At 50.2% G+C, this 13417-nt stretch carries 9 protein-coding genes; 3 read left to right on the top strand and 6 right to left on the bottom strand.

The features are described from left to right. Window positions 1-61 precede the first annotated feature (61 nt). From G441_RS0101165 to seqA, 3 genes are all read right to left on the bottom strand, one after another. On the bottom strand, window positions 62-2548 hold the full coding sequence (locus G441_RS0101165; protein WP_026374659.1) for a glycogen/starch/alpha-glucan phosphorylase: 2487 nt from the start codon (window positions 2546-2548) through the stop codon (window positions 62-64). Window positions 2549-2791: 243 nt separating this feature from the next. Next, window positions 2792-4444, bottom strand: a complete 1653-nt coding sequence (gene pgm / locus G441_RS0101160; RefSeq protein WP_026374658.1) for a phosphoglucomutase (alpha-D-glucose-1,6-bisphosphate-dependent) — start codon at window positions 4442-4444, stop codon at window positions 2792-2794. Window positions 4445-4467: 23 nt separating this feature from the next. Next, on the bottom strand, window positions 4468-5016 hold the full coding sequence (gene seqA, locus G441_RS0101155; protein ID WP_026374657.1) for a replication initiation negative regulator SeqA: 549 nt from the start codon (window positions 5014-5016) through the stop codon (window positions 4468-4470). Between the two features lie 245 nt (window positions 5017-5261). On the opposite strand from seqA, the gene G441_RS0101150 reads away from it, so the two are divergent. Genes G441_RS0101150 through G441_RS0101140 form a run of 3 tightly spaced genes read left to right on the top strand, consistent with a single transcriptional unit; the run spans window position 5262 to window position 9186 of the window. Continuing rightward, window positions 5262-6179 (top strand): AAA family ATPase, encoded by a 918-nt coding sequence (locus tag G441_RS0101150; RefSeq protein WP_026374656.1) that lies wholly within the window; start codon window positions 5262-5264, stop codon window positions 6177-6179. A gap of 6 nt (window positions 6180-6185) precedes the next feature. Further along, on the top strand, window positions 6186-7178 hold the full coding sequence (locus tag G441_RS0101145; RefSeq protein ID WP_240485063.1) for a DUF58 domain-containing protein: 993 nt from the start codon (window positions 6186-6188) through the stop codon (window positions 7176-7178). Next, window positions 7171-9186, top strand: coding sequence for a transglutaminase TgpA family protein (locus tag G441_RS0101140; protein ID WP_026374654.1), 2016 nt, complete (start codon window positions 7171-7173; stop codon window positions 9184-9186). Before G441_RS0101145 ends, G441_RS0101140 begins: the two co-directional genes overlap by 8 nt. On the opposite strand, the gene G441_RS0101135 is transcribed toward G441_RS0101140, so the two are convergent. The 3 genes from G441_RS0101135 to fusA all read right to left on the bottom strand — a co-directional run bounded on the left by G441_RS0101135 (window position 9181) and on the right by fusA (window position 13396). Beyond that, entirely contained in the window at window positions 9181-9552 is a 372-nt protein-coding gene (locus G441_RS0101135; protein WP_034474073.1) for a hypothetical protein, read from the bottom strand. The genes G441_RS0101140 and G441_RS0101135 overlap by 6 nt on opposite strands. After that, complete coding sequence (locus G441_RS0101130) at window positions 9549-11186, bottom strand: S41 family peptidase (RefSeq protein ID WP_240485062.1); 1638 nt, start codon at window positions 11184-11186, stop codon at window positions 9549-9551. The genes G441_RS0101135 and G441_RS0101130 overlap by 4 nt, the downstream gene beginning before the upstream one ends. A gap of 122 nt (window positions 11187-11308) precedes the next feature. Continuing rightward, complete coding sequence (gene fusA, locus G441_RS0101125) at window positions 11309-13396, bottom strand: elongation factor G (RefSeq protein WP_026374651.1); 2088 nt, start codon at window positions 13394-13396, stop codon at window positions 11309-11311. Window positions 13397-13417: the final 21 nt, after the last annotated feature.

Raw genomic sequence — 13417 nt, 5'->3', positions numbered from 1 at the left:
TATGTTACATGAACTTTCGATGAAAGAAAGTCGCTTCGGCTCGATTTATCAGCACAGCTGTTTAATCGACGTGACAGCTGGACAGTTTCCAAATCCGCTCCACGTAATCCGTAATAGAGCGGTCTGACGTAAACTTGCCCATCTTAGCGGTATTCATTATCGCCATTTTCGCCCAGCGTTTCGGCTCTCTATACGCCGCATCTAGGTCCGTTTGCGCTTTGCAGTAGGCTTCAAAATCAGCCAGAACCAGATAAGGGTCGCCACCGTCCAGCAGGCTCTGCTTCACTGATGCCAGTGCGCCAGGCTTACCAGGTGTAAAGTAATCGGTCTCAAGCCAGTCTAGTACCGCTTTGATTTCCTTGTTCTGATAATAGTAATCATACGGATTGTATCCCTTGAACTTCAGAGCATGCACTTCGTCAACGGTCAGGCCGAAGATGAATATGTTGTCATCGCCCACCTCTTCGGCAATTTCAATATTAGCACCATCCAATGTACCAATTGTCACCGCGCCATTCAGGGCCAGCTTCATATTGCCGGTTCCTGATGCTTCCTTACCTGCGGTAGATATTTGCTCTGATACATCAGCAGCGGGGATCATTTTCTCTGCCAATGACACACGATAGTTAGGCATAAACACAACTTTGAGTTTGTGATTAACACGTTTATCGTTGTTTATGCGTTCAGCCACCTGGTTAATTGCATAAATAATGTCTTTTGCCAGTTTATATCCCGGCGCCGCCTTCGCTCCGAACAGGAACACGCGAGGATGCATGTCATAGTCCGGATTCTCAAGCAGTCGGCGGTACAAGGTCATGATGTGCAACAGATTCAGGTGTTGACGTTTATATTCGTGCAGACGTTTGATCTGGATATCAAAAATCGCTTTAGGGTCAATATCGATACCGGTCAATGCCTTAACTTCATCCGCCAGTTCCTGCTTATTCTCTTGCTTAACCTGCATAAACTGCTTCTGGAAACGGGCATTGTCAGCAAACTCAGCTAACTGCTCTAATTTGCTCAGATTTGTGGGCCAGTCGTCACCAATTTTACTGTCGATCAGTGATGATAATTTTGGATTACAGGCTTTTAACCAGCGTCTTGGCGTGATGCCATTGGTTACGTTGGTCAGTTTACCGGGCCATAACTCGTTGAATTCAGGAAAAAGATTTTGTTTAACCAATTTGGAATGGATCTCTGCCACGCCATTTACTGCAAATGAGCCAATCACAGACAGGTTACCCATGCGCACCATTTTGTCCGCACCCTCTTCAATGATCGAGAGCTTAGCTTTAACGGCATTGTCACCGGGCCACTTCTTTTCCACCTCAGCCATAAAGCGATGGTTAATCTCATAGATGATCTCAAGATGCCTTGGCAGGATTTTCTCCAGCATTCTGGCCGGCCATCTCTCCAACGCCTCAGGTAACAGTGTGTGGTTGGTATACGCAAAGGTTTCTGTACATATCGCCCAGGCATCATCCCAATCCAGTTCAGCACGATCGACCAGAATACGCATCAATTCTGGTATCGCGATGGCCGGATGGGTATCGTTTAGCTGGATCACAACCTGATCGGTAAAACGTGACCAGTCGTCACCATGAGCGCGTTTATAGCGACGAATAATGTCTTTTAACGAGCAGGCACAGAAGAAGTATTGCTGTATGAGACGCAGTTCTTTACCCGCCTCTGTCTCATCATTCGGGTAAAGCACTTTGGAAATGGTTTCAGCCTGCACGTTTTCTCGCTGCGCATCGATGTAGCCGCCCGCGTTGAATACGTCCCAGTTAAAGTAATCGGATGATTCACTCTGCCACAGCCTCAACACATTGACCGTGTTACCGCCATAACCGACCACAGGGATATCCCAGGGTACCCCTTTTACAATAGAGCCTGGGTGCCACTCTTTCTGAATGCGCCCATTTTCACCATATTTGGTTTCCACATAACCGTATAATGAGACCTCCTGAATAGATTCAGGACGGCAAATCTCCCACGGGTTACCATAATCGCGCCAGCTGTCTGGGCGCTCTATTTGCACGCCGCTTTTAATTTCCTGTCTAAACAGACCATGCTCATAATGGATACCATAGCCGATAGCCGGCAACTCCATAGTCGCAAGCGAGTCAATGAAGCAGGCTGCCAGACGGCCAAGGCCACCGTTACCAAGAGCCATATCCGGCTCTTCTTCAAGAATGTCAGACAGTGACACACCCAGCTCATTGAGTGCCTGATTGGTCTTTTCAAACAAGCCGAAGTTGTGCAGATTATTGGATAACAGCCGCCCCATAAGAAATTCGGCAGAGAAATAATGCACCGCTCTGGTGTCATTCAGATAATGGGTTTTCTGAGTTTTACGCAGGCCCTCCAGCACCAGCTCCTGCACTGCTGCACTGGTTGCTTTCCACCATGCGTGATTATTGGCTTTGTTCTCGTCTGTACCCAGCGTGCAGTGGAGATGGCGCACGACGGTGTCTTTGATCTCAGATTTATTCAGCTTTACATCTGATAGCGATTGCCTGGCAAACGCGTTCGCTTTTGCATTCATGTTCGCATTCCTGTCAGTTTCTCAATAGCACCGTGCGTTATGAAAAGATAGTCTATTTGAGACCACAACGTCTTATCGGCACCGAGTTTGTAATTTAATTACAGGAAACCAAAAAATACACAAAATGGAAAGCGTTTTTTACGTTAAATTGTTACCAAAATGTTAATGATAACCAATTAAATCCACTTTCGAACAAAAAAATGTAATTCATTTACATTTTTGTAACACAGATGTAAACATGGTTTAACAACCCGCATTTTCAAAGGCGGAATTCACCAGCGACTGCGCTTCACCAATCAGAGCCTGTAAATGACTTTCATCTTTGAAGCTTTCTGCGTAGATTTTGTACACGTTTTCCGTACCTGATGGGCGCGCTGCAAACCAGCCATTTTCAGTATTTACTTTTACACCACCTATCGCCGCGCTGTTGCCAGGTGCATGGGTTAATACCGATGTAATGGCTTCACCCGCCAGCTGTGTGGCGGTAATGGAGTCAGCGCTGAGTTTACTCAGCACATTTTTCTGTTCAAAGCTGGCAGCAACGTCGATACGTTGATATTGAGGTGTGCCAAACTGCTCGGTGAGTTGTTGATAGTGGTGGCCCGCATCCTGGCCGGTAACCGCCTGAATTTCTGCTGCCAGCAGGCACAAAATAAAGCCGTCTTTGTCTGTTGCCCAAGGCCTACCGTCACGACGAAGGAAAATGCCACCCGCGCTTTCCTCTCCGGCAAAACCAATCTGACCGTTGAGCAGTCCCTGTACAAACCATTTGAAACCAACCGGCATTTCAGCCAGCTGCCTGCCCAGGGACGCCGCCACGCGGTCAATCATACTGCTGGACACCAACGTTTTACCCACCTGCAGTGATGCGCTCCATTGTGGTCGGTGCTGATAAAGATAGTTGATCGCGACAGCAAGATAATGATTCGGGTTCATTAGTCCGCTTTGTCGAGTGACAATGCCATGTCTGTCAAAGTCCGGATCGTTACCGAAAGCAAGATCAAATCGGTCACGAAGTTCAATAAGCCCCGCCATGGCATAAGGCGAGGAACAGTCCATGCGAATTTTTCCGTCTTTATCACGGCGCATGAACGCAAACTGCTGGTCCAGCGTGGTATTGACCACGTCGATGTTCAGGCCATAGTGCTCGGCAATGCGGTGCCAGTATTTCAGCCCGGAGCCTCCCAGCGGATCGGTTCCCAATTTAAGCCCGGCGTTTGCAATGGCCTGCATATCGATAACCTGCTCAAGCTCAGCGATGTAGTTGACGGCGAAGTCCACTTCGGTCACGGCATCACTGGCCATCGCAGCACGAAAATCCATTCTCTTTACGCCCTCAAGGCCGCTTTTGATGATCGCATTGGCACGGCTTTGAATGTGCGTTGTCACATCACTGTCAGCCGGGCCGCCATGAGGCGGGTTATATTTAAATCCACCGTCTTCCGGTGGATTATGTGATGGTGTGATCACCACGCCATCAGACAGGCCTGACTGCCGTCCCCGGTTAAATGACAACACAGCATGTGAAATCACCGGTGTCGGGGTGTAATCCATACCCGCCTGCACAATTAAACTGACTCCGTTGGCCGCAAGGACTTCAACCGCCGAAATGAATGCCGGCTCAGATAACGCGTGCGTGTCCATCCCTATATGCAACGGTCCAGTAATATCGTTACTGACCCGATATTCTGCCAGTGCCTGACAGATGGCCGCAATGTGAGTGTCATTAAAGGTCGATAACAGTGATGAACCGCGATGCCCTGATGTACCAAAACTCACCGCCTGCATAGGATCATCAGGATCCGGCTGATAGCTATAATAGGCGCTAACGAGACGGGCAACGTTAACCAGTTGCTCTGAAGATGCGGGTTGGCCAGCTTGCGGATGTAATGGCATGGTAAATTCCTTTAACGAGGGGGTCAGGCTGTTTTGTTTGGAACGAGTAAATCCGCTATGTAGCCGATTTTTTCTTCAGCATACCCTAACGACAGCAGTACCTGTTTCAAAATTGTTTTCTTTTTATTGGTATTGTTGTTGGTTACTACCCAGTAATCGGTATCCGGGATTGCTTTAGGATTGGTGCTGCTGCCGCTGGCTAACAGGGCGTCTTTACTCGTCGCAAAGTACAATCTGTCACTGCCTTTTATATCCAGCACGTGGTTAAAATGCTCGCGATGGTGCAATGCCAGCGTTGACAGAACAAACAGAAAGCGCTCGACCACAGTGCCGAATTGAGACAGCGTCTGCTCGTTTAACACCTGACTAATATCGTCAATCACTGCAACCGGCGCCGTTGGCTCTGCTACACGGGTGTATGTGACGTTGTCGTCACTGGTTACTTCAGACGTCTGCGAGGCAAGATCCTGCTTGAGCAATCTACGCAAAATGTCAGAAGCGCTCTCGCCGATAAATTGGGTTTGCGAGGCAATATACTGGTAAAGATCGTCGTCAATATCTATGGTTTTCATAGGCTTTATAATTGTTATTGGTAAGTTATCTGCTTAAGTATCTGCATAAGTGTGTTGAAGACTTATGACAGTTTCACGAGGCGAAGCCTGATCTTCTCACCGGTTTCATTCATACTCAAGTATGAATGCGGCAAACACATGCAAGTTAGTTGCAGGTAGAGTATTGACCAATAACCTTATTGCATATCGTGACCTGCCGTCGCGCTTCAGTTAGGGCGAGAGCTCCTGGAAGGAAGTGAATAGTGATGCAAAAAAAAATTAACGCGTCAATAGACGCCATCTGCCGTCATGTAATTGGTAAACAGGAACAAGTAACGCTTGCTTTTAGCTGCCTGCTTGCCAATGGTCATCTGCTGATCGAAGACTTGCCGGGCATGGGCAAAACAACGCTTTCACATGCGTTGGCAAACGTTCTCGGCCTGCAGTTCTCCCGAATCCAATTTACGTCTGACCTGCTGCCTGCAGATATGCTGGGCGTCAATATCTTCGACAGTAACGAACAGGCCTTTAAGTTCCATCCTGGTCCTATCTTCAATCAGCTGGTACTTGCTGATGAAATTAACCGGGCCAGTCCTAAAACCCAAAGTGCGCTGCTAGAAGCCATGGAAGAAAAACAGGTTAGTCTGGATGGCCAGACCCACTCATTGCCCAGTCCATTTTTTGTCATTGGCACACAAAACCCGATGCACCAGTCTGGCACCTATCCCTTGCCGGAGTCGCAGCTTGACCGTTTCCTGATGCGTATCCAGCTTGGTTACCCTGACTGGCAGGCTGAAAAACTGATGCTGAGCAGCGCGCAGTCTAAAACAGAAAAAGCGCTGAGCGCAGTCATGCAGCTCAGTGAATTTAGTCAGGCACAACAGGCCGCTGCGCAAATACATAGCTCTGACGCTGTCATTGATTACATTCTCCGGTTAGTCACCTACAGCAGAGAATCCGGTAAGTTTCCGAATCCCCTGTCGCCCAGGGCAAGCAAAGCACTGTTGCAGGCATCCCGAGCGTGGGCGTACATACACGGTCGCGATTATCTGGTGCCTGAAGACGTGCAGGCGGTGCTACCGGCCGTTGCAGAACACAGGCTACGTTCATCGCTTACCGACCTGCATGGCCAGGGCAGCTTGAGTCATCAGTTGCTGGAAGCGGTTGACCCCCTCGCGGCGTAATAGGACATGCTGCTTTCAAAAAAAGGGCAACGCCTTTGGCATGAAAGGATGGCCATATGGCTGGACAGGCGTATTCCTATGGCCCGAAGTTTTGCGCTGGATTTACGCAGCATCTTTATTTTTCCTTCAGTCTTTGGCGGCCTGTTCTTACTGCTATGCCTGTGTCTTTTTTTACTCGGGACAAATTATCAGAACAACCTAATGCTGGCCCTGTGCTTTTTTCTGGTGGCGTTATTTCTCATCAACCTGTTCACCAGCTACCTGAACTTTGCACGCCTGAAAATCAGTCTTGGTAATACCCAGCATGTTTATGCCGGCGACGACATTCGTTTTGCCATCTGGATTAGCCAACACTCAGGCGAGGAAAACACTGCCCACGGCAAACTGCAGTTCAGGTTCTGGCTACAAAAGGACAGCATTGAGGTGGATGTGGATAGTACTCAAAACCCAATATGGATAACGCTACCGACCCGAAGACGTGGCCAATACTCCATGCCACGATTAACCGTTTCCAGCTACTATCCATTGGGCTTATATCGTTGCTGGACACACCTGCTGTTTGACCATAGCACACTGGTATACCCCAAACCTGTGCCCTGTGAAATGGCACTTGACTATTTATCTGAAGATAACAACGAAAGCGAATCTCACGCAATAACCCGCGGCCACGACGATTTTGACGGTTTAAAATCCTACCAGCTGGGCGATCCCCTCTATCATGTAGCCTGGAAGCAGGTCGCCAAGGGTCAGGGCATGGTCAGTAAACAGTTCAGCAGTTCCCAATCGAGCAGCGGGTGGTTACGTCTGCTGCCCTGCTCTGCCGATAATGTCGAACACAAACTGGGACAGCTGTGCTTTATGGTGAATCAGTTGAGCCAGCAACAGGTTACCTTTGGGCTCGATTTGGGTAGCGTACAGATTGCTCCTGACAGTGGCGTCCATCATCAGGAAGCCTGTCTGGCAGCACTGGCAACATTTACCTGGGGTAAACATGCTTAAAGCAGCGAGGAATAGCAGTATTTTGCTGTTGAGCGGCTGTTTCATCGCACTTAGCGTCAGTATGTTCACGGAAATACTGAGCTGGATTTTGATCCTGGTGCTGTGTGCGTTTGTTATGCGCCTTACCTTGTATTTTGAGTGGCATAAGAGCCTGCCCAAAGTACGCACGCTCAATTTACTCGCACTGTTATCTGGGCTGGCACTGGCCTGGTTCAGCTTTCAGCTAGGCCTTTTACTGTCCATGGTCAATTTGCTGGTGATGGCCAGTGCACTAAAGCTAATGCTGCTGAGAAATCAGCGCGACTTTTTGCAACTGGTGGCCACCCAGGTCTTTCTCACTGCCTGTGGATTCATCTTTGAACAGTCGATTGCTTACAGCCTGTTTTATACGGCGATTTGTTTGCTGTTGCTACTCAGTCTGGCGGTCTATTTTGCGCCGGGATTACAGTGGCGAACGCTTAGCAAAAAGACTGCAATCATGATACTGCAGGCTGCCCCTATCGCCGTCGTGCTATTTTTGGTGCTGCCCAAGCTTGGACCGCTGTGGCAGATGCCATCGCAGCGAGGCACGGAAACCGGCCTGTCTGATACCGTCACGCCGGGCGACATTGCCGAGTTGAGCCGCTCGGCAAAGCTGGCCTTCCGAGCCACCTTTGAAGGTGCGCTGCCGCAACCCCAGGAGCGCTACTGGCGAGCGGTCGTGATGGAGCATTTTGACGGCAAAACCTGGCAAACACACCCAACCCGGGTCGCCGCAAGGCGTCAATATCTGAACGCCAATGCCGAGTTTACACCGGATGTGAGCGGACGGTCATATCGCTATCAGGTCATTGCCGAGCCCACCAGCCAGCGCTACCTGTTTGCATTGGACGTCGCAATACCCGACGGCTCGCGCTCCAATCGCCAAATCTGGCAAGACCACAGCTATCAGCTGTTCAGTCGCGATATACTGCACAGCACCTTTGTTTATAACGTGCGCTCCTTTCCGGAGACCGCTCTGGATGATACGTTATTTTCTCTGGAGCGACGGCTTAATCTGCAGCGGCCCGACAAGGGCAACCCAAGAACACGGGAATGGATTAGTGAATTGCGCCAGCAGTTCCCTGTTGATGCTGAGTTTATTCGCGCCGTACAACGTTTTTTCGTCGAGCAGGACTTCCGCTATACGCTGCAACCGGAAACCATGCAGGAAAACCCGGTCGATCAGTTTCTTTTTGACAAACAAGCCGGTTTTTGTGCCCATTATGCCAGTGCTATGGCCTATGCGTTGCGACTAGGGGGCATTCCAGCGCGCATGGTCGCCGGCTACCAGGGCGGTGAAGTAGACAACGACGGCTATATCAGTGTGTATCAATACGACGCCCATGCCTGGATAGAAGCCTGGACGGAGCAGCGCGGCTGGGTACGTTATGATCCTACCGCATTAGTTGCGCCCAATAGAGTCATGTTTGGTCTGCAGAACGTGCTGTCTGAAGAAGATTCCGAACTGGTTGGTGAGCCCCTGTCACTGGCAAGGCTGAGCGCTTTCCCACTGTTCAATCAATTGCGTTTATTGTTAGCAGATATAGACTACGCGTGGAGTCGCTGGTTTCTGGGTTTCGACCAGCAATCACAGCGCGATATGCTGCGCGAACTACTAGGTGAACTGTCAGTGCAGCGCTTGATGTGGCTAAGCGTTGGCACACTGCTGGGCATTATGGCGTTGCTGGCGCTGTTCTTTTTGCCGCGTTGGCAACGCGATACACGCCCTCGTGAAGTCAAGGCGTATGAGACCGCACTGATGCTGCTATCAAAACATGGCATCGAGCGCACTGCTCACATTCCGCCAGAGACGTTCAGCAAGGAAGTCTCTCGCCTCTGCTCCGCAGGTGTCGCTGCAACCTTTGCCAGACTGACAAGGCTTTATATCAACACGCAGTACCGAAACGGCTCGTCTGCGGTGCATGAACGGGACGCAAAGACGCTCCTGTCCGACCTGCGTCGCCAGCTTAAACAGCAGGCTTCATAGGGCCTGACAATTCAGTTCAGTTAGCGCAAGGCTTTGCCCCGTATCATTGCGTTTGAGCCAGCAAATACCGTCATCCAGCCACAACGTAAACGCTAGCGCATCGTCACGTCGCGCCCCTTCCAGCAGGCCGCCTCGTTCATCGCGTGCGGGGTCTCTTTCAATCAACAACGTATTGTCAGTGGCAAAAGCACTGTTCGCCAGCGTGACTGGATACCCTTGCAACATTTCAGACACCCCCTGTTCGAGTAACTGAATATTCTCGGCATTGGCTTGCGGTACATAGGCCGCAACCGCAGTATCGCCAAGCGTCATCTGACACCCACCCAGAACAATTACGGTTGCAAGACACAGCACTGAACGTCTCACTGCATTACTCCATGGTTAATATCCAACGGTGTATAGAGTTTGTTTTCAAGTAACATTGAACGATAGCGAGGGTCCATAACATCGAGTGGCGACGGGCGACGCTTGCTGTCAGGCTTGGCCTGGATAAGCTCAACACTCTGAGTTGGGCAGCTACCAGTTGTCAGTCGGTGCAGTGCCGTTTCCAGCATCCCTTCTTCAACACTGCCCAGCGCTGATGAGAAGTCATCCTCCACCACACAACCTGGCAATTCGTCGTTAAACTGCGGCGCAGAAACAGGTTTAAAACCGTCCGCATAGGCTCCAAATCCTTTGTCATTCACGCCTTGAAATTGGATGGTGAAATAGGTCGTACCACAGTTGTCTGTTGGATAGAAACCATAGGGTTTGCCGCACGTGCGCCCCCCTATCTGTATCACCTCGACATCGATGCCTCGAAGCGCATTGATTAAGGCCTCACTGGCAGAACAGCTGTCCTCCGTCACGATCACCGTCACTTGGGTTAGACCCAGACTGGGCAACTGTTGGTCGGTCAGCACGCCGCGCTGCCAGTCGATTTCCTGACTGTAGAACGGCGTTGGCGAAATGGAGCGGCCCGTGACAGGGTCAGTATTTGGATACTTGTCATTGAACTTCAATAGCTCAAAGGTGCGGCCGGCAGTTTGTGACGGTCCGGCAATCATATATCCCAGTTGTGAAGACATGGCCAGCACGCCACCACCGTTATAGCGCAAGTCGAGGACAAGGCTGGTAACATTCTGGTCGACAAAAGACTGGAATGCCGAAATAAGAGGCCCCTGTGCAGGACGTTGAAATCCGTCAAAGCGAAGGTAACCCACTCTGCCCACCTGCGTGTCTAACACCTGAACGTTGTTAACAAATGACTTTACCACTGTCTGTGACGTCAGCTCAGCCACCAGCTCAGAGCCGTCCACACGCTGAAACGTAAATTGGTAACGCTGTCCTGCGTCAGATGGGAAAATAGCGTCGTTCAAAAAATCAACATTGCTACCGTTAATCACATCCACTCCGTCAATATCAATTAGCCTGTCACCTCGCTGTACACCGGCAAGTGCCGCTGATGATCCCGGTTGCACTGTGCTGACCCTCAGGTCACGCGGCGGTGAGGCACGCAAAAACGCCCACTCTGCGCCATATCCGGTTTCAGCTCCAGATTGCGAAAAGGACTGGTATTCGTCGGTTGGCTGATAAAAATGGAAGTTATCCTTTGGCACGCCGGATGCTGTGGTTTGGGTCGTTTTGAGTACATCGAAGTATGCCTGTGGGCTGGCAAATCCAGCCGGATCGACGTCATCAATTTCGTCATACCATAAATAGGTATCATGACTCCATGAACGCAGCCACATCTTTTCATCGGTCTCGCTGCCCGCTACATCAGGCCAGGGATTCCCGTTGATATCCACTCCGTTTCTCGGTGAAACACACTGCGCAGCAAACTGATCGGCGTCAGGAAATACGCCTACCTGCCATTCATTGCTGGGTGGCGGCGGCGGTGGAGGATTGGTCACAGGCTCACGCGGAGAGGATGACGAGCCGCCTCCACAGGCCGTTAATAAACACAGTGACAGGATAGTCAGGAAATGCTTCATACCAGAGTTACCCATTGCGATAGTCAAGATTACTACGTTGAAAAACCGCAATGAGACTACCAAGCAATGATGTGCAGAACAATCCATCTCAGAGCCAGGCATAAAAAAACCGCGGACAATGCCGCGGTTTTTTTCAATCGAATACGAGCTTATTTTTCAGCGCGCTTCGCTTTAGTCTCTTCAATGACCTGCTCAGCAACGTTCTGAGGACACGCTGCGTAGTGAGAGAATTCCATTGAGAACTGACCACGACCAGATGTCATGGTACGCAGGTGGCCGATATAACCGAACATTTCAGCCAGAGGTACATCAGCTTTGATGCGTACGCCAGTCGCACCGGCTTCCTGATCCTTGATCATGCCGCGACGACGGTTCAGGTCACCGATAACATCACCAACGTGATCTTCTGGAGTGAACACGTCAACTTTCATGATTGGCTCAAGTAGCTGAGGTCCGGCCTTTGGCATTGACTGACGGTATGCGCCTTTGGCCGCGATTTCAAACGCAATCGCTGACGAGTCAACCGCGTGGTAAGAACCGTCGAACAGTTCGATTTCAACGTCCAGCATTGGGAAGCCAGCCAGCGGGCCTTCCTGCATCATTGACTTAAAGCCTTTCTCAATCGCAGGGAAGAATTCCTTAGGAACGTTACCACCTACGACGGTAGATTCGAACTTGAAGCCAGAGTTAACTTCACCTGGCTTGATGCGATAATCGATCTTACCGAACTGACCCGAACCACCCGACTGCTTCTTGTGCGTGTAGCTGTCTTCAACTGGCATGGTGATAGTTTCGCGGTAGGCAACCTGAGGCTTACCTACGTTCAGCTCAACGCCATACGTACGCTTAAGGATGTCGACTTTGATGTCAAGGTGAAGCTCACCCATTCCCTTTAAGATGGTTTCACCAGAATCTTCGTCAGTCTCAACCTGGAAAGAAGGATCCTCAGCAACCATTTTACCGATAGCAATACCCATCTTCTCCGTTGACCCTTTGTCTTTAGGCTCAACAGCGATAGAGATTACCGGATCTGGGAAGATCATAGGCTCAAGTGTACATTCATGGTTTGGATCACAAAGCGTGTGACCGGTCTGAACGTTCTTCATACCGACGATAGCGATAATGTCGCCGGCTTGCGCACTGCTTAATTCAGTACGGTCATTCGCGTGCATTTCCACCATACGGCCAATACGCTCAGTCTTGCCCGTGGCGCTGTTAAGAATGGTGTCACCCTTCTTCAGCTTACCAGAGTAAATACGAACGAAGGTCAAGGCACCGAAACGGTCGTCCATGATTTTGAACGCCAGTGCGCGCAGAGGCTCATCAGCAGATACAATCGCTTTATCACCGGTAGGCTCACCCGTTTCAGGATCAGTCAGATCCTGCGGATCAACTTCTGTTGGGCTTGGCAAGTAATCAACAACCGCGTCCAGTACGTTCTGTACGCCCTTGTTTTTGAACGCAGAGCCGCAGAATGTTGGGAAGAAGTCCAGCTTACGCGTACCTTCGCGGATGCAGCGCTTCAGGTCTTCAATAGAAGGTTCTTCACCGTCCATGTAAGCCATCATCAGGTCGTCATCCTGCTCGACAGCAGTTTCAACCAGCATCTCGTGGTATTCATTAACCTTGTCTACCATGTCAGCAGGCACGTCAGTGACTTCGTAGTTTTCTGGTAAACCTGAGTCATCCCAGATGTACGCTTTCTTTTCAAGTACGTCGACAACGCCTTTGAAGTCATCTTCAATACCGATTGGCAGCGTCATCACCAACGGGTTCGCGCCCAGTACTTTTTTAACCTGCCCTACGACACGGTAGAAGTCAGCGCCCATACGGTCGAGTTTGTTTACGAAGATAATACGTGATACTTCGGATTCGTTAGCATAGCGCCAGTTTGTCTCAGACTGAGGCTCAACACCGCCTGAGCCACAGAATACGCCGATACCGCCGTCCAATACTTTCAGTGAACGATATACTTCAACGGTGAAGTCAACGTGTCCAGGAGTATCGATGATGTTCATGCGGTGATCTTTCCAGAAACAGGTCGTCGCTGCAGACTGGATTGTGATACCACGCTCGGCTTCCTGCTCCATGAAGTCAGTGGTTGATTCACCATCGTGTACTTCACCGGTCTTGTGAATCTTACCGGTAAGCTTCAGGATTCGTTCTGTGGTGGTAGTTTTACCCGCGTCAACGTGGGCGAAAATACCTATGTTTCTGTAGTGAGATAAGTCTGCCATTGGTCCACTTTTTGGTTCATA

It is taken from the genome of Aestuariibacter salexigens DSM 15300 (assembly GCF_000429145.1).
Taxonomy (GTDB): Bacteria; Pseudomonadota; Gammaproteobacteria; order Enterobacterales; family Alteromonadaceae; genus Aestuariibacter; species Aestuariibacter salexigens.
Note: the sequence above shows the minus strand (reverse complement) of the source record. Positions and strands in the feature narration are given on the sequence as shown.

Coding starts and splice junctions, on each gene's coding strand:
- G441_RS0101165 (WP_026374659.1), bottom strand. CDS start 2,548: ATGAATGCAAAAGCGAACGCGTTTGCCAGGCAATCGCTATCAGATGTA.
- fusA (WP_026374651.1), bottom strand. CDS start 13,396: ATGGCAGACTTATCTCACTACAGAAACATAGGTATTTTCGCCCACGTT.
- seqA (WP_026374657.1), bottom strand. CDS start 5,016: ATGAAAACCATAGATATTGACGACGATCTTTACCAGTATATTGCCTCG.
- pgm (WP_026374658.1), bottom strand. CDS start 4,444: ATGCCATTACATCCGCAAGCTGGCCAACCCGCATCTTCAGAGCAACTG.
- G441_RS0101140 (WP_026374654.1), top strand. CDS start 7,171: ATGCTTAAAGCAGCGAGGAATAGCAGTATTTTGCTGTTGAGCGGCTGT.
- G441_RS0101145 (WP_240485063.1), top strand. CDS start 6,186: ATGCTGCTTTCAAAAAAAGGGCAACGCCTTTGGCATGAAAGGATGGCC.
- G441_RS0101150 (WP_026374656.1), top strand. CDS start 5,262: ATGCAAAAAAAAATTAACGCGTCAATAGACGCCATCTGCCGTCATGTA.